Source organism: Novosphingobium sp., from assembly GCF_031424035.1.
Classification (GTDB): domain Bacteria; phylum Pseudomonadota; class Alphaproteobacteria; order Sphingomonadales; family Sphingomonadaceae; genus Novosphingobium.
The window spans coordinates 1-18,102 of record NZ_JANPGP010000120.1; the positions used below are offsets into that span (position 1 = coordinate 1).

Annotated in this window: 16 protein-coding genes; 5 read left to right on the forward strand and 11 right to left on the reverse strand. The window is 63.6% G+C overall.

The genetic code is table 11. The features are described from left to right. From lepA to RMO89_RS16720, 3 genes are all read right to left on the reverse strand, one after another. On the reverse strand, positions 1-1,316 hold a 1,316-nt coding region (lepA, locus tag RMO89_RS16710; RefSeq protein ID WP_310534549.1), incomplete at its 3' end, for a translation elongation factor 4. A 48-nt stretch (positions 1,317-1,364) separates the two neighbouring features. After that, positions 1,365-3,551 carry an EAL domain-containing protein gene (locus RMO89_RS16715; protein ID WP_310534550.1) on the reverse strand — a complete coding sequence of 729 codons (2,187 nt, stop codon included), beginning with the start codon at positions 3,549-3,551 and terminating at the stop codon, positions 1,365-1,367. A gap of 119 nt (positions 3,552-3,670) precedes the next feature. Then, the gene (locus RMO89_RS16720) at positions 3,671-6,406 is read right to left on the reverse strand and encodes an EAL domain-containing protein (protein ID WP_310534552.1); all 2,736 of its coding nucleotides are present in this window, start codon (positions 6,404-6,406) and stop codon (positions 3,671-3,673) included. Between the two features lie 189 nt (positions 6,407-6,595). Between RMO89_RS16720 and RMO89_RS16725 the strand changes: the two genes are divergently transcribed. After that, positions 6,596-7,915, forward strand: a complete 1,320-nt coding sequence (locus RMO89_RS16725; RefSeq protein ID WP_310534553.1) for an FAD-dependent oxidoreductase — start codon at positions 6,596-6,598, stop codon at positions 7,913-7,915. A 3-nt stretch (positions 7,916-7,918) separates the two neighbouring features. Here RMO89_RS16725 and RMO89_RS16730 read toward each other — a convergent pair whose 3' ends face one another. The 6 genes from RMO89_RS16730 to RMO89_RS16755 all read right to left on the reverse strand — a co-directional run bounded on the left by RMO89_RS16730 (position 7,919) and on the right by RMO89_RS16755 (position 12,862). Then, positions 7,919-8,257, reverse strand: a complete 339-nt coding sequence (locus RMO89_RS16730; protein ID WP_310534555.1) for a DUF4145 domain-containing protein — start codon at positions 8,255-8,257, stop codon at positions 7,919-7,921. 317 nt (positions 8,258-8,574) lie between these two features. Next, entirely contained in the window at positions 8,575-9,693 is a 1,119-nt protein-coding gene (gene dnaN / locus RMO89_RS16735) for a DNA polymerase III subunit beta (RefSeq protein WP_310534557.1), read from the reverse strand. Positions 9,694-10,041: 348 nt separating this feature from the next. Further along, positions 10,042-10,791, reverse strand: coding sequence for a 3-oxoacyl-[acyl-carrier-protein] reductase (gene fabG, locus RMO89_RS16740; protein WP_310534558.1), 750 nt, complete (start codon positions 10,789-10,791; stop codon positions 10,042-10,044). Positions 10,792-10,802: 11 nt separating this feature from the next. Beyond that, complete coding sequence (fabD, locus tag RMO89_RS16745) at positions 10,803-11,738, reverse strand: ACP S-malonyltransferase (RefSeq protein ID WP_310534560.1); 936 nt, start codon at positions 11,736-11,738, stop codon at positions 10,803-10,805. 48 nt (positions 11,739-11,786) lie between these two features. Further along, on the reverse strand, positions 11,787-12,596 hold the full coding sequence (locus RMO89_RS16750; protein ID WP_310534561.1) for an LD-carboxypeptidase: 810 nt from the start codon (positions 12,594-12,596) through the stop codon (positions 11,787-11,789). Then, the gene (locus RMO89_RS16755) at positions 12,593-12,862 is read right to left on the reverse strand and encodes a hypothetical protein (RefSeq protein WP_310534562.1); all 270 of its coding nucleotides are present in this window, start codon (positions 12,860-12,862) and stop codon (positions 12,593-12,595) included. Before RMO89_RS16755 ends, RMO89_RS16750 begins: the two co-directional genes overlap by 4 nt. On the opposite strand from RMO89_RS16755, the gene RMO89_RS16760 reads away from it, so the two are divergent. The 4 genes from RMO89_RS16760 (at position 12,842) to RMO89_RS16775 (ending at position 16,387) form a co-directional block, all read left to right on the forward strand. Further along, positions 12,842-14,251: a glutamate ligase domain-containing protein gene (locus RMO89_RS16760; RefSeq protein WP_310534563.1), complete on the forward strand. Its 1,410-nt coding sequence runs from the start codon at positions 12,842-12,844 to the stop codon at positions 14,249-14,251. The two genes, RMO89_RS16755 and RMO89_RS16760, sit on opposite strands and share 21 nt — an antisense overlap. Beyond that, positions 14,248-14,736 carry a hypothetical protein gene (locus RMO89_RS16765; RefSeq protein WP_310534564.1) on the forward strand — a complete coding sequence of 163 codons (489 nt, stop codon included), beginning with the start codon at positions 14,248-14,250 and terminating at the stop codon, positions 14,734-14,736. Before RMO89_RS16760 ends, RMO89_RS16765 begins: the two co-directional genes overlap by 4 nt. A 103-nt stretch (positions 14,737-14,839) precedes the next feature. Continuing rightward, positions 14,840-15,229, forward strand: coding sequence for a hypothetical protein (locus RMO89_RS16770; RefSeq protein ID WP_310534565.1), 390 nt, complete (start codon positions 14,840-14,842; stop codon positions 15,227-15,229). Between the two features lie 78 nt (positions 15,230-15,307). Next, entirely contained in the window at positions 15,308-16,387 is a 1,080-nt protein-coding gene (locus RMO89_RS16775) for an alpha/beta hydrolase (protein WP_310534566.1), read from the forward strand. Between the two features lie 40 nt (positions 16,388-16,427). Here the strand turns inward: RMO89_RS16775 and RMO89_RS16780 are convergent, their stop codons facing one another. Further along, complete coding sequence (locus tag RMO89_RS16780; protein ID WP_310534568.1) at positions 16,428-17,375, reverse strand: DUF808 domain-containing protein; 948 nt, start codon at positions 17,373-17,375, stop codon at positions 16,428-16,430. Positions 17,376-17,456: 81 nt separating this feature from the next. Next, the coding region (locus RMO89_RS16785) for a response regulator transcription factor (RefSeq protein ID WP_310534569.1) at positions 17,457-18,102 on the reverse strand (646 nt) is incomplete at its 5' end.

An 18,102-nucleotide genomic window follows, 5' to 3' on the forward strand; every position in this document is an offset into this window, starting at 1 on the left:
CCGGTCTGCACGCCGCGCCGGTCCTGGCAGAGCTTGAGGATCGAGCCGAGGTATTCGTCGGGCGTGTAGATCACCGCCTTGATCCACGGCTCCTCGATCGTTTCGATCCGGCTGGGATCGGGATAGTCGGCCGGGTTGTGCAGCAGGATCTCGCGCGCGTCGTCGGTCTTCGATTTGCGCAGCTGGATGCGGTAGACGACGCTGGGGGCGGTTGTGATCAGGTCAAGATCGTATTCGCGCGTCAGACGCTCCTGGATGATCTCGAGGTGGAGCAGGCCAAGGAAGCCGCAGCGGAAGCCGAAGCCCAATGCGGCGCTGCTCTCCATTTCGAAGCTGAACGAGGCGTCGTTGAGGCGCAGGCGGGCGATGGATTCGCGCAGCTTTTCGAAATCAGCGGCGTCGACCGGGAACAGGCCGCAGAACACCACCGGCTGGACTTCCTTGAAGCCCGCCAAAGGGGCGACAGCCCCGCCCTTGACCGTGGTGATCGTGTCACCGACGCGGGCCTGGGCAACGTCCTTGATCTGCGCGGTGATGATGCCGATTTCGCCGGGGCCGAGTTCTTCGAGCACTTCCAGCTTGGGCGTCATGCAACCGACGCGGTCAATCAGGTGTTCGGTGCCGCCGGCCATGAACTTCACGTTCAGGCCCTTTTTGATCACCCCGTCGATCACGCGAACGAGGATGACGACGCCGAGGTAGGAATCGTACCAGGAATCGACCAGCATTGCCTTCAACGGGGCGGTGCGATCACCCTTGGGCGGGGGGATGCGGGTGACGATGGCTTCCAGCACTTCGGCGATGCCGATACCGCTTTTCGCCGAGGTGAGCACGGCCTGGCTGGCGTCGAGACCGATGACCTCCTCGATCTCGGCCTTGACCTTTTCGGGTTCGGCGGCGGGGAGGTCGATCTTGTTGATGACGGGGACGATCTCGTGGTCGTGTTCGATCGACTGGTAGACGTTGGCGAGGGTCTGCGCTTCCACGCCCTGCGCCGCGTCAACTACCAGCAGCGCGCCCTCGCAGGCGGCGAGGCTGCGGGAGACCTCGTAGGCGAAGTCGACGTGGCCGGGGGTGTCCATGAGGTTCAGCTCATAGGTGATCCCATCCTTGGCCGTGTAGTTCAGGCGCACGGTCTGCGCCTTGATGGTGATCCCGCGCTCTTTCTCGATGTCCATGTTATCAAGGACTTGCGCGCTCATTTCACGCTCGGTCAGCCCGCCGGTGTGCTGGATCAGCCGGTCAGCCAGCGTGGACTTGCCGTGGTCGATGTGTGCGATAATCGAGAAGTTTCGGATAAGGGCGAGATCAGTCATCCCGGCCCGTTAGCAGCGCCGCTACAAGGTGTCACGCCATCAGCGCATTCAGGCGGCTTTGCCCGTCTTTCCGGCGGTTTCCATGGTGGCGAACTTGGGCAGGTGCATACCCCCGCTGGTGTTGAGCGCGACCACCGCGGCGGTGCTGCCGGGCGCTGGCATACCCATCGCATCAAGCAGGTGGCGCGGCACGCGGTGGCGGGTGCACAGGCCGCCGGCGCCGTCATCCACCAGCGCGCTTTCGAACTCGAGCCCCTGAATCGCGCCATCCGACCGGCGCACGATGGAAACCATCAGTTGCCCCTCGCCCAGATCGATGACGAATTCGGTGCCAACGGGAACGTCGAACAGACCTTCGACCAGCGCCCCGCCCCGGCTGAGGTTGCGCATGATCACGTCATAGCGGAAGTCTTCGTGGATCACTCCGACGCGGCGATAGACCGAGCGGCGGTCGGCACGCTGGCGAGCCGGACCATCGGGCTCGATGATCCACAGGCCGGTGGCCAGCGCGTCGATCACTTCCTCGATCCCGCACGGCGGTGAATAGATGTAGCCCTGCACCTGCTCGATACCGAGGTCCTGCATGGCCTTCAATTCGTCGCGCGCCTCGACACCCACGGCAATCGCGGTCATGCCCAGCTGCCGCGACAGCGTGACGATGGACGCACCGATCGCCGAACAGCGTGAGCGGCCCGCCGCCATGTTCTGAACCACCTGCCGGTCGATCTTGACCTTGTTGAAGTGATGGTTGCGCAGCCGCCCGAGGGGCGAGATGCCGGCCCCGAAATTGTCGAGCGTGACGCGCACGCCCAGCGTCTTCAGTTCGCCAAAGATCTCGTTGATCAGCTCTTCGCTGACGCCGAAAACCGCTTCGTTGAATTCCAGTTCAAGCCGGTCGCCGGGCAGTTCCGCCTCGGCCAGGGCCTGCATCAGTCCGGACATGAAGCCGTTGTGCGCCAGGTGGGCAGGCGCGATATTGACCGCGACGAACAGATTGCCCGGCCACTGCGCCGCCTCGCGGCAGGCCTCGCGGATGGCCCATTCGCTGAGCCCGACGATCAGGTCCGATTCCTCGGCGATGGGAATGAACATCGACGGTGACAATTCGCCGAATTCGGGGTGCTCCCAGCGCATCAGCGCCTCGAAGCCGCAGACCGTGTTGGTCGCCGGAGTTACAATCGGCTGGTAAGCGAGCCGGATCTGACCTTCTGCCAGCGCATGGCGGAGGTCTTCTTCCAGCACCTTGCGCTTTTCGGCGGTGTTCTGCAGTTCGATCGAGAAGAAGCGGAACTGCCCGCGTCCGCCGCCCTTGGCCGCGTAAAGCGCCAGATCGGCGTTGCGGACCAGTTCCTCGCTGGTTGCGCCATCGAACGGCGCCACGGCAATGCCGATCGACGCCCCAATAACGCAGCGCGAATTGTCGATCGAATAGGGCTGCGAGACCAGCGCGATGATCTTCTTGGCAATGTCGCCCAGCTTGCCGCGGTCTTCGCAGTCGGGGAGGATGATCTGGAACTCGTCCCCGCCCAGGCGGCCGATCTCGCCATCCTTGCCAATCACGCCGCGCAGCCGTTCGGCCACCTGTTTGAGCAGCGCATCACCCACCGGATGGCCCAGCGTATCGTTGACCTGCTTGAACCGGTCGAGGTCGATCATCATCAGCGAGCACGAGCGCTGGCTCGACTTGTAGGCGCTCAGCGTCGATTCCAGCCGCTGCCCCATGGTGAAACGGTTGTTCAGCCCGGTCAGCGAATCGAACTTGGCGAGCCGGCTGGTGTCGCGCTTTTCGCGCAGTTGTTCGGTGATATCGACGCCATTTCCGCGAAAGCCGATGAATTCGCCCTGGGCATCCAATTGCGTACGACCAGAAACCGACCACCAGATCTCCGCGCCCTCGCGCCGGGCGCGCAACGGAAAGTCGGCGAATGTCTTGTGCGAGGCGAGCGCAAGGGGCAGCGTGCGGCCGGTATCCTGCCGTTCCTCGTTATCGAGAAAGAACAGGGCGCCAAGCGGCTGGCCGACCAGTTCGCCGGGCTCCTTGCCCAGGGCCTTGGCAACGCTGGACGAAACATAACGCAGCAGGCCATCGGCATCGGTGGTCCAGAACCAGCCGAGGCCCGATTCCTCGTAATCGCGAAGGGCGGCCAGCGCCTCGCGCTCCTCGTCTACCGACAGCACGGGTCGTGCCTCGGTGGAGGATGCGCTGCGCCGGAAGTTGCCAAGCCTTCTGATCATCTGTGCCTCTGGCCGGCGTCCGGGCAATAAGCGCGGTGCGGCTTGGATGCACTTGTAAACCCGTAATGGTTAACCAACCACCAAGGTTTACGGGTATGCCCTTGGGGAAAGCCCTCGGCCTATCCCGCTTTCAGCAGCCTTGATCGATCCAGCAGCGGCCGCTTCACCGGCTCGGGCATGAGGACAACGCGGCCGTTCTCGTCAATATCGAGCGGCCGGGAAAATTCGATGCCCATGCGGTCTTCCTTCGACCAGCGCGAAGTGATGGTTATCACCTGGCCTTCGCCCAGTTCGAGCGTGAATACGGTGCCCGACGGCACGTTCCACAGCCCCGATACCAGCGCCCCGGTGCGCGAGATGTTGCGGATCGTCGCGTCATATCGCTGCGCTCCGTGCTGCAGCATGACCCGGCGCAGCATCGTCTGGCGGGGGCTGCGGGCGGAACGCGGGCCATCGGCTGTGACGCCAAGGCCGCGCTCCAGCAGCGCCTCGGCGTCTTCGCGGGTCAGCGGTTTGGCATAGACGAAGCCCTGAACATGGCTGCAGCCCAGCATTCGAACCAGATCGAGTTCGTCCAGCGTCTCCACGCCTTCCGCCGTGGTTTCCATATCGAGCGCTTCGGCCAGACTGACGATCGAGGAAATGATCGCACCGTTGCGGCTGCCGTGAATCGTCGCGCCGCGCACGAAGGACTGGTCGATCTTGATCTTGTCGAACGGCGCTTTCTTCAAATAGCCCAGCGACGAATAGCCGGTGCCGAAATCGTCGAGCGCCAGACGCACGCCGATCCGCTTGAGCGCGGCGAACATCGCGTCCGTGCCGTCGCTGTCATTCAGGAACACGCTTTCGGTGATTTCCAGTTCGAGCCGCGAGGGATCAATCTGGGCGGCGGCGATGACATTGGTGACGACTGCCGGCAGCGTCGGGTTGGCGAACTGCAACGGCGAGACGTTGACTGCCACGCGCACACCGGCAGGCCATTTGGCCATGTCATGGCAGGCCGTGCGCAGCGCCCATTCGCCGATCTGGACGATGAGCCCAGCGTCTTCGGCGATGGGAATGAACTTGCTCGGGCTAAGCTGCCCGCGCACCGGATGGTTCCAGCGCAGCAGCGCCTCGAAACCGGTGATCTTCTCGGTCGTGGTCGAGACGACCGGCTGATAATGCAGCTCCAGCCCGCCAGCCGCCAGCGCATCGCGCAGGTCCTGCTCAAGCTGGCGGCGCTCCTCGGCATCGGAATGAAGATCGGGCGCGTAGAAATGGTGGCGGCCGCGCCCCCCGTCCTTGGCGGCGTAAAGCGCAAGGTCGGCGTTGCGGATCAGGGCTTCGGAGGTCACCCCGTTTTCGGGCGCCATGGCAATGCCGATCGAAGCGCCGATCATTACGCGATGCCCTTCGATCAGATAGGGCTGCGACAGCGCCTCAATCACGCGGCGGGCGAGTTCGGCAAGGTCGGCATTGAGTGTGTGGCCCGGGATGATGACCTTGAATTCGTCACCGCCCAGACGCCCGACACGACCAACCCGGCCGACCACGCGTTCAAGCCGCTGCGACACCTGCTTGAGCAGGGCATCGCCCGCCGGGTGGCCCAGCGTGTCGTTGACCTGCTTGAACCGGTCGAGATCGAGCAGCAGGATCGCGCAGGTGCGCTGCGCTTCGGCCCGGGCGGTCAGGATCTTCTCCAGCATCTGCGACATCTGCAGCCGGTTGGCGAGGCCGGTCAGCGAATCGTAATGCGCCAGGCGGGTCACCTTTTCTTCGGAGCGGCGGCGCTCGGTCAGGTCGCTGCCTGACCCGCGGAACCCCTGGAAGTTGTTGTAGTCGTCATAGATCGGCAGGCCGTTAATCGACCACCAGCGCTCGTCGCGGTTCTTCGTCGCCGCGTGGACGGCCAGTTCCTGAAACGAGGACCGGGTGGACAGGTGGAACGCCAGTGTGCGCTCGCCTTCCTGCGATTTGTCATCGAGGATGAACAGTTCGGTGAAGGGGCGACCGATCAGGCGGCGGCTTTCGCGTCCGACGATCTCGCCGATGGTCGGCGAGACATAGGTGATCATGCCGCGCCGGTCGGTTTCCCAGAACCAGCCCTGGCGGGTCTGTTCGAAATCGTTGAGGATCAGCTCGGCCCGCTGCTGCGCGCGTTCGACCTCTTCCTGCGCCTTTTGCGCGCGGTTGTCCTCGCGCTGCTGCTGGCGTGAGGAATGGATCCCCATCAGGGCGGCAGCGATGATCGCCATGAGCACGACGGGATGGAACGAAGTGATGAGAAAGCCCAGCCACAGGGCGAGCTTGCCGGTAATCAGGGCCGTCAACCGCCCGCTGGTCTTGATCGCGCAGATCAGGTCGAGCAGCACGAGGCTGGCGACTTCAACGCCCAGCACGCCATCGGCTTCGAACCACAATCCCATGCCGGCGCCGAACAGGATCATCGGCAAACCGACCATCAGCGCAACGACAAGATAAGTTCCGCGCTGGCTCAGTTCGTGGTCCTGCTCAAAGGAGATCGCCTTGCGCGCCAGCATGGCAACCGCGATGGCGATCCCGCAGATCAGGCCTTGGACGATGGACGGCAGTGACCACGAAGTCAGCCCGTTACCGAGCATGACAATGGCCATGATCGGCCCGATGTGCCACCAATCGGGCGGCAGGGCATAGCGCTGGACATAGCGTTTTCCGCGGACTTTCGCGGTGGTCGCGGCGCGGCGTGAAGAACCTGAATTCACCGGCGCCGGCCCAGAATTTATCGCCGGATTTGGCCCCTGATTTACCGGCACCAGAGAGGTGTCTGGCGCAGCCGTCATCGGGCGCGCAGCATCCTGCGCGGATATCTCCCGCTGGCCCGTGACAGTACTCATCGCCAAACAATGCCAAATCGCCCCTGCAAAACGGTTAACCGCACGCCAAATTTCGACGATTTTACAAGTGGAACACCGCGCCCAGCCGTTGCTTGGTGGAAAATCGCAGAAACCGCTTGCGCATTGCCGCGATTCCGATTGCAAATGGTCCCCACAGAAAATGACGAAATAGACGTATTGGGGTGAGGCGTGCGGCAAATTGCAATCATCGGTTCAGGACCAGCTGGATACTACACTGCGGAAGCGGCGCAGAAACAGTGGGGCGAAGACGTCGTAGTCGATATTTTCGATCGCCTGCCCGTGCCGTTCGGCCTGATCCGCACGGGCGTTGCGCCCGATCACCAGTCGATCAAGGGGGTTTCGCGGCGCTACGAGGCCGTCGCCCTGTCAGACAATGTGCGTTTCATCGGCAATGTCACCGTGGGTGAGGATGTCTCCATCGCCGAGCTTGAGGCGATGTACGATGCGGTCGTACTCGCCACCGGCGCGCCGTATGACAAGAAGCTGGGACTGGAAGGCGAAGACCTCGCCGGCGTCCATGGCAGCGCCGCCTTTGTCGGCTGGTACAACGGCCATCCGCAGTTCGCCGGGCTCGATCCCGACGTGTCGGGCGGCCATGCCGTGGTCATCGGCAACGGCAATGTCGCGCTCGACGTGGCGCGCATCCTCGCCAAGACGCGCGGTGAATTCGCCGGCAGCGACATCGTTGGCCATGCGCTTGATATCCTTCAGCAATCGCGCATCGAACAGATCACCATCCTCGGCCGCCGCGGACCACATCAGATCGCCATGACGACCAAGGAACTTGGCGAACTGGCGCATCTGGAGCGCGCCTGTCCGCGCGTCGATCCGGCCGACCTGCCTGACGAAGGTGAGGACGCGCTGCTCGAACCCGGACAGCGCAAGTCGGTTACGCACCTGCGCTCCTTCGCCGCCATTCCCGAAAGCCACCGCGCCGACAAGGACATGGAGATCGAGTTCGATTTCTTCGCCTCACCCAGGCGCATTCTAGGTGATGGCGGCAAAGTGACGGGTGTCGAGGTTGAGCGCACGAAGCTCGACGGCGGCCGCGCGGTCGGCACGGGGGAAACCTACGTTGTGCCCGCCAGCCTCGTCGTCGCCTGCATCGGCTATCAGACCTCGCCAATCCCCGGCGTGCCGTTCGAGGAAAGCGCCGGCCGCTTCGCCAATGTCGATGGCCGCATCCTGCCGGGGCTCTATTGCGTCGGCTGGGCGCGGCGCGGGCCTTCGGGGACGATCGGCACAAACCGGCCCGATGGCTTCTCGATCATCGAGCGTATCGTCGAGGATCTGGCATCAGGCGCAGCCAAGGGCGGCAAGCCCGGCCGCGCGGCCTTTGATGCACTGGCCGAGCAGCGCAGCCTCAAGATCGTCCGTTTCCGTGATTGGCAGAACATCGATGAGGCTGAAAAAGCCAACGCCCGCGAGGATTCCCCGCGCGAGAAGTTTGTTGATGTGGGTGCGATGATCGAGGCGGCGAAGCGCTGACTGCTATTGGTGGTCTAAGCGTTCTGCCTCAGACTTTCCTGTTAGCGCTTTGGCTGGCAACACGAATAATATTTCAGCCAATGCGCGAGCGAATTCAACCATTAGCTTTGCACGCTCGTTTGAAACGTGAGGCTCATCGGCGTCTGCATGGCGTGGGTTGTTTGATTCAATTCTAATAGAATCCGCCCATTCACGAATTTCTTTGGTTATCAAACCTAATTCGACTGCGTCCGCTAGACGCTTGTAAACAGATCCTTCCGCGAGACCCCTAGCTTGCAACATCGCGTCTACGGCCGAATTCGCAAGCATTACAGCGCCATCAGGAGCGTGTGCACTTTCCATCGCCTGTGAAAGGTATCGTGCCGCCTTTTTGGGAACGGAACTTGGTAAACTGTCCAATTTAGGGATGAATCTATTTGTAGAACTCACGTGATTGAAATGGGGACTCCCGTCCGCAATTACACCTCTTGGGCCTCGAAACTGCGCAGCCACGGGCCCTCCGCACTTGGAACATTGATATATGTACCAAGCGAGCCATTGATCGTCGTCGGGCGATGTTTCATAATAAGCCAATTTGTTCTTAAACTGCAGATTAGGCGAAGCTACACCGCAAAGTGGGCAGCGACTGAATACTTCTAGATTAGGACCTAATCTGCTCATCACACCCGCATCGGCATCAGCACGTAAAGCGCAGCCGACTTGTCATCCTTGCGGATCAGCGTCGGCGCGCCGGCATCGGCGAGGTGCAGTTCGACATTGTCGCCATCGATCTGGGCAAGGATGTCCTTGAGGTAATTGGCGTTGAAGCCAATCTCGATGCCTTCGGACTTGTAGTCCGCCGGCAGCTCTTCCGCCGCCGTACCGTTGTCGGGCGAGGTAACCGAAAGCGTCACGCGGTCATTGTCGAGGCTGATCTTCACCGCGCGGGTCTTTTCGGTGGCGATCGTCGCCACGCGGTCCACGCCTTCATAGAAGGTGCGCGGATCGAGGCGCAGCAGCTTGTCGTTCCCGGTGGGGATCACGCGGCTGTAATCAGGGAACGTGCCGTCGATCAGCTTCGAGGTGAGCACGACGCCGTTCTCGCCGCCAAGCGTGAAGCGCACCTTGCTCGCCGAAAGGTCGATCAACACGTTGGTGTCGAGTGATTCTTCAAGCAGCTTGCGCAGTTCGGCAACGCATTTGCGCGGTACGATCACGTCGGGCATGCCCTCGGCGCCATCTGGCCGCTTGAGCGTATAGCGTGCGAGGCGGTGGCCATCGGTGGCGGCGGCCTTCAGCTCGTCATCGCTGACATGCAGGAAAATGCCGTTGAGGTAATAGCGCGTTTCTTCGGTGCTGATGGCAAAGCGGGTGCGGTCAATCAGTTCGGCGAGCGTTGCGGCGGGCAGTTCGAAGCTGGTCGGCAGATCGCCTTCGACGATCACCGGGAAATCGTCACGCGGCAGGGTCGGCAGGCTGAAGCGGCTGCGGCCGGCCTTCACCGTCATGCGGTTGTCGGTGACTTCCAAGCTGACCTGGCTGCCGTCCTGCAGTTTGCGCGCAATGTCGAACAGCAGGTGAGCCGAGACAGTGATCGCACCGGCCACGTCGACCGAGACCGCGTTCATCGTTTCGACGACCTGAATGTCGAGGTCGGTCGCCATGATCTTCACCGCGCCGGCACCCGATGCCTCGATCAGGACGTTCGACAGGATCGGAATGGTATTGCGCCGTTCGACAACGGACTGGACGTGCGACAGGCACTTCAGGAGTGTCGCGCGTTCGATAGTGGCTTTCATCGTCGTCCCATTCCCCATCGCGCTTTCGCGCAAAGACCCTTGACTGGCAGGCAGCGGACAAGAATCGGCTGCAAACCGGAAATTTTCGGACTTTCTTCCTTAACGCGGGGTCCGTCGCGGGCAAGCGCAAAGGGGCGCGGCAGGGGCGAATCTGGGGATAATTCCGGGGTTTCGCCAAGGTTCGGGATCGGCGATCAACCGATCGCTCCCTCTATACCGTCATTCCCGCGCAGGCGGGAACCCATCTCAGGGGCTGGCCCTGCGGCGTAACGTCCCCGGAGCAGGCGAAATCGGGAGATGGGTTCCCGCCTGCGCGGGAATGACGAACCAATTGGATCAGCATAGGCGTCAAAGCATCGCCATGCCGCCGTTCACGTGCAGCGTCTGGCCGGTGATGTAGCCGGCCTCGCGGCTGGCGAGATAGGCGACGGCAGCGCCGATATCCTCGCCCTCGCCCATGCGGCCCATCGGGATGCGGCTGTTCAGCGCATCCTTCTGGCCGTCGGGCAGACCATCCGTCATCGCGGTGCGGATGAAGCCGGGGGCGACGCAGTTGACCGTCACGCCGCGGCTGGCGAGTTCCTGACCCAGCGACTTCGACATGCCGACAAGCCCGGCCTTGGCGGCGGCATAGTTCACCTGCCCCGGATTGCCGGTCGCGCCGACCACGCTGGTGATGGTGATGATGCGGCCGAAACGCGCCTTCATCATCGGCTTGGTCGCGGCACGCATCAGGCGGAAGGCGGCCTCCAGATTGACCCGGATCACCGCGTCCCACTCCTCGTCCTTCATCCGCATGGCAAGGTTGTCACGCGTGATGCCGGCATTGTTGACCAGAATGTCGATCTTGCCGAGCGTATCGACGGCGGCGGGCACAAGGTGCTCGACCTGTTCAGTGTTCGACAGGTCGCAGGTGATCTCGACATGGCCGTGACCATAGGTGTCGTTCAGCTCCTCACGGAACGAGCGCAGCTTGGATGGGTTGGTCCCCGAAAGCGCGAGGCGCGCACCCTGTTTGGCCAGCGCATGGCTGATCGCGGAACCAATGCCGCCGGCAGCCCCGGTGACGAGGGCGGTCATTCCTGTGAGATCGAACATCTTGTCCATAATCAGAGTCCCTTCGCCAAATCTTCAATATCCGCCATGCCGATCACGCTGGTGACCGAAACATCGGCGACCGAGCGCGTGATCATCGGGCCGAGGACCTTGCCGCCCAGTTCGACGAATTGCTCCACGCCGGCACCGGCCATGGCGATCGCACTTTCGCGCCAGCGGACGCGGCCGGTGACCTGCTCGACCAGCAAGCGCTGGACCTCGGTGGGATCGCTGACCACGGCGGCGGTGACATTGGCGAACAGCGGCAGCCGCAGCGCGCCGGGAGGCGTCTTGGCGAGCGCTTCGGCCATGGCATCGGCAGCCGGCTGCATCAGCGGGCAGTGGAACGGGGCCGAGACCGGCAGCAGCAGGCCGCGCTTGATCTCGAAATCCTTGACCATGGCAATCGCGCGCTCGATCGCCTCGCGGTGACCGGAGATCACGACCTGCGTGGGATCGTTGTCGTTCGCTACCGTGCAGACCTGACCCTCCGCGGCGGCTTCGGCAAGCCGCGTGGCCTTGTCGATATCGGCACCCAGCAGCGCTGCCATGGCACCGATACCCACCGGCACGGCGGCCTGCATCGCCTGTCCGCGCAGCTTGAGCAGGCGCGCCGTATCGGCAAGGCTGAAGGCCCCCGCGGCACAGAGCGCGGTATATTCGCCCAAGCTGTGCCCGGCGACGAAATCGGCCTTCTCGGCAAGGTTGATGCCGCCTTCACGCTCCAGCACGCGCAGCACCGCAATGGCATTGGCCATGATCGCCGGCTGGGCGTTCTCGGTCAGGGTCAGCGCGTCTTCCGGGCCTTCGCGCATGATCGCGGAGAGCTTCTGGCCGAGCGCGTCATCGACTTCCTGAAACACCTCGCGCGCGGCGGCGCTGGCTGCGGCGAGATCGACGCCCATCCCGACTTTCTGGCTACCCTGACCGGGGAATACGAATGCGCGCATGGCAGCTACCTCTCCATCTGAAACGTGGCGCGCGCCGTATTGCCGGCGCTACGCTGTGGCAAGTCCGAAGGGGACGATCTTGTTGGCGGCATCATGGCCGATGTCGGCCCGGCCGAGAAAGGGAATCGCGTGGCGCTGGCACCAGTACCGGGCAATATCCTCCGCCTCAGCGCCGAATGGCCGGTCATTTTCCGGCACCTGCCCCACCCGCCCGAGCCGCAGTCCGGCAATGCCTGAGAAGTGCGCGGTGGCGTGGAAGAACAGGCGGTCGACGGCGTAGAGGTGCTCGCTGACTTCCTCGACTTGCACGACATGGCCCGCCAGCCCCGGCATCAGCGGGGTGCCGCAAAGCATGGCGAGCGTGGTCAGGTTGAAGGCCACCGTGGGGTGCTGATCCAGCGCGGGTTCGACGCCGCTGCGGTCACCCTCCAGCCAGTCGAACACCCTCGTGATAGCCGCTTCTCCGCCCTCACGGCGAATATCAGCAGGCATCGGCGCGTGAACCGGGCGGCCGATGCGCTCGCGGTAGAGCCCGCCGAGCAGGTAACCCATGTCCGAATAGCCGAGGTACGCCTTGTCCTCGGCCGCCTTGCCGAGCCCGCCCATCGCCGCCTCGGCTATCCGGTTCGAGCCATAACCGCCGCGCGCAAACCACACCGCATCAAAGGCGACATCGTTCGCGCATTCAAGGAAGGCCGCCAGCCGCGCCTCGTCCGGCCCGGCGAAGTGCCCTGCGCTGTCAAAGCACTGCGGATGGAACACCAGTTCGATATCGCGCCCTTCGGCGAGGCGAGCAACTTCAGCCGCGTCCTCTTGCGTGATCGGGCAGGCCGGGGCGCAGATGGCGATGGAGATCATGTCTGTGCTGTAACCAGATGTGGGGAGTTGGGGTAGATGATGTTTTTGGATTCGCGCAAAGCCCGCAAAGCCCGCAAAGAACGCAAAGGGCTTTTGCCGGCGGCGAAGCCAGTCTGAAATTCGATCATCACCGATTTGATAAGGATGGATGCCTGCGGCGCTTGGCGCACTCCCTTTGCGTTCTTTGCGGGCTTTGCGCGAACCAAATCATTGCCAACCTCGCCCGGCCCGAATACCGATCCGGGATGACTTCCCTCACCCAACATCCCTGGTTCTTCTGCGGCATCGGCGGCTCCGGCATGTTGCCGCTCGCGCTGATCCTCAAGGGCCACGGCGCGCAGATCGCCGGGTCCGACCGCAGCCGAGATCAGGGCCGCACGCCGGAAAAATTCGCCTGGTTGGAAAGCCTTGGCTTTACCCTGCTCCCGCAGGACGGCAGCGGCGTGACCAGCGCGGCGCAGACTTTGGTCGCTTCGGCGGCGGTGGAGGCCACCGTGCCCGAGATGGTCCGCGCACGCGAACTCGGCTGCCCGCGCATGAGCCGCGCCGAATTGCTTGCCGCGCTGTTCAATGCCGCGCCTTGCGGCATTGCGCTCGCCGGGACGAGCGGCAAGAGTACGGTCACCGGCATGACCGGCTGGATCCTCGATCAGGCGGGCCGCGACCCGACAATCATGAACGGCGCGGTGATGAAGAACTTCGTTTCCCCGGGCGCGCCGTTTGCCTCGGCGCGGGTCGGACACGGGGGCGTGTTCGTTTCCGAGGTCGACGAAAGCGATGGCTCCATCGCGCTGTATACGCCGCAGATCGCGGTGCTGCTCAACGTCAGCCTTGACCACAAGTCGATGGAGGAACTGCGCGAGCTGTTCGGCAATTTCCTTGGCGCGGCACAGGTTGGCGCGGTGAACATCGACGATGCCGAAAGTGCGGCGCTGGCCGGTCGGGCGAAGGCGCTGGTGACCTTCGCGGTTAATGCGCCGGGTGCCATGATCGGCGTGGAACCGGGATCAGTGCAGGAGCGGCCGACCAGCCTTTCGGCCCGCGTGGTCGACCGACGCGATGGATCGGCACACCCGCTCGACCTGCAGGTTCCGGGCCGCCACAACCTTGCCAATGCGCTCGCCGCCATCGCTGCTGCCAGTGCTGCAGGCGTGCCGGTGCGCGAGTCCGTGGCTGCGCTATCCACCTTCGCCGGCCTCGCCCGCCGGTTCGACATTGTCGGCACATCGCCCTCCGGCGTGACCGTGATCGACGATTTCGGCCACAATCCGGAAAAGTGCGCGGCGACGCTCTCCGCCTTGAAGGCGCACCCGGGCCGCGTGATCGCCTTTTTCCAGCCGCACGGTTATGGCCCGCTGCGTCAGATGGGCCACGAACTGGCCGAAGTTTTCGCGCGGCTGCTCGGTCCCGAAGACGTGACGATCTTGTGCGATCCGGTCTATTTCGGCGGCACAGTTGATCGCAGCGAGGGCAGCGAGCGGATTGTGAACCTGATTGCGGCGGGCGGCGGAAGCGCTGAATACATTCCGGCGCGCGAAGACTGCGGCAAGCGGATGATCGCACTCGCCCGCCCGGGCGACCGCATCGTGATCATGGGCGCGCGCGATGACACCCTCTCCGCCTTTGCACGGAGCATTCTGGAGAACGTGGCATGATCAGGACTTTCATTGCGATTGCCGCCCTGCTGACTTCGCCCGCGGCCGCTCTGGCGAAACCGGCGGCCAAGAAGCCGCCCAAGGTGATGCCACTAAACATGTTCGAAGGCGCTTACCGCTTCACCAGCACCGATTTCAACAGCGTGACCAGGAAGCCGGTCTGCACCGAAACCTGGACCTTCACCAAAGGCAAGCTGGCCGTCGAAAGCGGTCAGGAACAGATGACCAAGACGTTTCGCACGATCCGCGACCGCACCGGCGACTGGCTGGCGGCGAAGACGCTTTCGAGCAACGGCAAGCCCGACTGCACTGGGAACGTCACTACGGCCATCGATCCAAGGGAATCGCGCATCTACCTGTTGCCGATGAACAGCGGTGACTTTCAGATCTGCCCGCCGCCATCGAAGACCGCAGACGGCATCCCGCTGATCGGCGGCTGTTACGGCTCGCTGCGCCGCATCGCCAACTCCGACCACATATTTTAACCATCGCGCCAAGCGCAATTCCGCCAAAAAAGCCGGACCCCTTAATCCCGCTGTTAGCCCTCCGTCCTTCCCCTCAGGTTTGATCGGAATGGGGAAAAACGCAATGTCCGACAGCATTGAATCGATGGGAATCCAGCTGCGCCGGGCCGAGCGGATCGCCTTTGACATGATGGTCAAGTACCGGCTCTGGGGCTTTCGCGGCACGATCATGCTGAAAGACATGACCCCGTTCGGCGCGCGGATCGAAGGCATGTCGGACGTGCGCATGGGCGATGCCATTACCCTGCTGCTGCCCGGCCTTCAGCCCAAGCTGTCCACCGTCGTCTGGCAGGATGGTTGCTCCGCCGGGGTTGAATTCGACCACCCGCTTCACGGCGAAGTGTTCAAGGAACTGGTCAGGGATTACGCCCGCTCACGCCCGTCTTTCGAGCCGGTGCCCGTGCCGATGCCAGCGGCGATGTCCGCAGCGCGGCCGATGCGCGCGGCGGCCTGATCCATCGCTGCGGCGCTCTGGCGGTTTGGCAGTTGGCGCAATAGACTTCCTACCGGACACAAGATCCGGGAGAGAAACATGCGCCGCCTGATCCTGCCGCTACTGGCCGCCAGCGCCATTACCACTACCCTCCACGCCGATGAGCCGAAGCCGCGTCCGGTGTTCACCGAAGATGGGACGGTCAAGGTCCCGGCCTTCGAGCTTCCTCCCTCTACCCTGCTCAGCCCCCAGGCGCTTGCCCAGCAAAAGTCGCGGGCGAAGATGGGCATGCCGGTCATGGACACCTCCCGCGCGGAAATGAGCCCTGCAGACGCCCGCAAGGCGCTGGCCCGCTATCTCCAGCCGCAAGTTGACCGCTACCTCAAGCATTTCGCCGTCGACGTCAGCGAAACCACCGTCGGCGGGGTGCCTGCGCGCATCGTTACGCCCAAGGGCGGCAAGGCAGAGCCGCGCCGCGTGCTGATCAACCTCCACGGCGGCGCTTTCACCACCTGCTGGGAAAGCTGCTCGCTGATCGAATCGGTGCCCATTGCGACAACCGGCAATTACAAGGTCGTCTCGGTCAATTACCGTATGGGGCCAGAGGCGAAGCACCCTGCCGCACTCGAGGATGTCGAGAAAGTCTATCGCGACCTCCTCAAGAGCTACAAGCCAAGCCAGATCGGCGTCTATGGCTGCTCGGCGGGCGGCGCGCTCGCCGCGCAGCTTGGCGCATGGCTGCCAAGGCGCGGCCTGCCCCAGCCGGGCGCCCTGGGAATTTTCGGGGCGGGAGCCCTGCGCTTTGGCGCTGGCGATTCCGCCTGGATCGCTTCGGCCATCGACGGATCCTTTCCCGCCCCCGCCCGCCCCGGTGAAAAGGCCGCCGACATGACCAAGGGCTATTTCGACGGCGCGGACATGAGCGACGAAGTGCTCTCCGCCGCCCTCCATCCCGCAGTCATGGCCAAGTATCCGCCCAGCCTGATCATCACCGGCACCCGCGCCATGGACATGACGCCGGCGATCTTCACCAATTCCAAGCTGCTGGAGGCTGGGGTGAAATCAACCCTGATCGTTAGCGAAGGTATGGGCCATTGCTATATCTACAGCGAAGATCTGCCCGAGGCGCGGGCGGCGTGGCAGGTGATTGTGCGGCATTTCCGCCAGACGTTGAAGTAACGCCCGGTCGTCCCGGACTTGATCCGTGACGACCAGCGGATCAATGGTCCTTGTGGCCGACCTTCAGCACCTTGTGCAGCGCCAAGACCACCAGCATTCCCATGATCAGGCCGACAATGGCTGAGGCCACCGCATAGGTCAGCCAGCCGAGCAGGCCGGCGAGCGGTCCGGTTGCGGCTTCCACCGCGTGCCGCGCCGACTCCGCGATTTCAGAGGGGCCGTGCAGGCCAAGTTCGTGGCTGCCGTGAAGCAAAATGCCGCCGCCGACCCACAACATCGCCAGCGTGCCGACCGACGACAGCAGCGCCAGAACCACCGGCATCGCATGCAGCAGGCCGCGCCCGATGGAGCGTGCAAATGCCGTCTTGCGGTTTTCGACCATGTGCAAGCCGATGTCGTCCATCTTCACGATCAACGCGACTGCGCCATAGACCATGACCGTGATGACCACCGCGACCGCCGCAAGGATCATAGCGCGGTTGAGCAAGGTCTCGCCTGCAACTTCGGCCAGCGAGATGGCCATGATTTCCGCCGAGAGGATCAGGTCCGTGCGAATTGCACCGGAAACACGGTCCTTTTCGAAACCGGCCATGTCGGTGATCTCATCGCCCAGCGTCTCACCGTGTTTTTCGCCGCCGAACTTTTCCAGCACCTTTTCAGCGCCTTCATAGCACAGGAACAGGCCGCCCAGCATGAGCAGAGGAGTGATCGCCCAGGGCACGAATTCGCTGAGCAGCAGCGCCGCCGGCAGCAGGATCAGCAGCTTGTTGCGCAAGGACCCCTTGGTGATCTTCCAGATGATCGGCAGTTCGCGATCAGGCGTGAATTCAGTGACATAGCTGGGGGTGACGGCAGCATCGTCGATCACCACGCCGGCCGCCTTCGACCCGGCCTTCGCGGCAGCGGCGCCAACATCATCAATCGATGCAGCGGCGGCTTTGGCGATGACCGAGATATCGTCAAGCAGGGCGACTAGGCCGGATGGCATGGTGAAAGAACTCCCCAGAAGCGTGTTTGTTGCCGCGCCGATGTGCGTCAGCAGCCTCCGGGGATCAAGTGGAGAGGCAGATCAATCCAGCGAATCGAGCACATAGCCGAGCGAACGCACGGTGCGCAGCGGGTCCGCCGCGCCTGCCGCGACAAGGCTGCGGCGCAAGCGGCCGATCCACACGTCGACTGTGCGTTCATCAATACCCAGCGCATGCTTGCCGAGATGCTCGATCAGCGCCGCACGGGAGAACACCTGGTCGGGATGTTCGAGGAAGTGGACGAGCAGGCGGAATTCGTTGGGCCTGAGCGCGATCACTCCGCCTTCGTGGCGGACCTGGTGCGCCGTGCAATCGATCGCCAGCGTGCCGTGGCGATGGACCACCCGTCGATTGTCCAAAACCCCCACTGGCGGGACCAGCCCGACGCGGCCCAGCACGGCATCGGCGTTAAGCGGGCCAACCAGATAATCGTCGGCCCCGGCCTGCAAGGCACGGCGGCGTGCTTCGACATCGCCGCTTTCCAGCACCATGGTCAGATGCGCGCGGCGGGTCGGCTCGGCCTCGCGCAGGCGGCGGCACAGTTCAAGGCCCGACAGGCTGGGGCAGAGCCAGTCGATGAAGCCCCAGACGCGGCCATCGATCGCTTCGGGCGGCGGGGCGTCACCAATCTCCAACACGCACCAGTCCGGACGGCGGCGCGCAAGGTCGACAAGCAGCCCCGGCGGC

What these genes read in the sequence shown, in the direction of transcription:
- RMO89_RS16715 (WP_310534550.1), bottom strand. Translation starts at nt 3,551, where the DNA reads ATGATCAGAAGGCTTGGCAACTTCCGGCGCAGCGCATCCTCCACCGAG.
- RMO89_RS16720 (WP_310534552.1), bottom strand. Translation starts at nt 6,406, where the DNA reads ATGAGTACTGTCACGGGCCAGCGGGAGATATCCGCGCAGGATGCTGCG.
- RMO89_RS16730 (WP_310534555.1), bottom strand. Translation starts at nt 8,257, where the DNA reads ATGGAAAGTGCACACGCTCCTGATGGCGCTGTAATGCTTGCGAATTCG.
- dnaN (WP_310534557.1), bottom strand. Translation starts at nt 9,693, where the DNA reads ATGAAAGCCACTATCGAACGCGCGACACTCCTGAAGTGCCTGTCGCAC.
- fabG (WP_310534558.1), bottom strand. Translation starts at nt 10,791, where the DNA reads ATGTTCGATCTCACAGGAATGACCGCCCTCGTCACCGGGGCTGCCGGC.
- fabD (WP_310534560.1), bottom strand. Translation starts at nt 11,738, where the DNA reads ATGCGCGCATTCGTATTCCCCGGTCAGGGTAGCCAGAAAGTCGGGATG.
- RMO89_RS16750 (WP_310534561.1), bottom strand. Translation starts at nt 12,596, where the DNA reads ATGATCTCCATCGCCATCTGCGCCCCGGCCTGCCCGATCACGCAAGAG.
- RMO89_RS16760 (WP_310534563.1), top strand. Translation starts at nt 12,842, where the DNA reads ATGACTTCCCTCACCCAACATCCCTGGTTCTTCTGCGGCATCGGCGGC.
- RMO89_RS16755 (WP_310534562.1), bottom strand. Translation starts at nt 12,862, where the DNA reads ATGTTGGGTGAGGGAAGTCATCCCGGATCGGTATTCGGGCCGGGCGAG.
- RMO89_RS16765 (WP_310534564.1), top strand. Translation starts at nt 14,248, where the DNA reads ATGATCAGGACTTTCATTGCGATTGCCGCCCTGCTGACTTCGCCCGCG.
- RMO89_RS16770 (WP_310534565.1), top strand. Translation starts at nt 14,840, where the DNA reads ATGTCCGACAGCATTGAATCGATGGGAATCCAGCTGCGCCGGGCCGAG.
- RMO89_RS16775 (WP_310534566.1), top strand. Translation starts at nt 15,308, where the DNA reads ATGCGCCGCCTGATCCTGCCGCTACTGGCCGCCAGCGCCATTACCACT.
- RMO89_RS16780 (WP_310534568.1), bottom strand. Translation starts at nt 17,375, where the DNA reads ATGCCATCCGGCCTAGTCGCCCTGCTTGACGATATCTCGGTCATCGCC.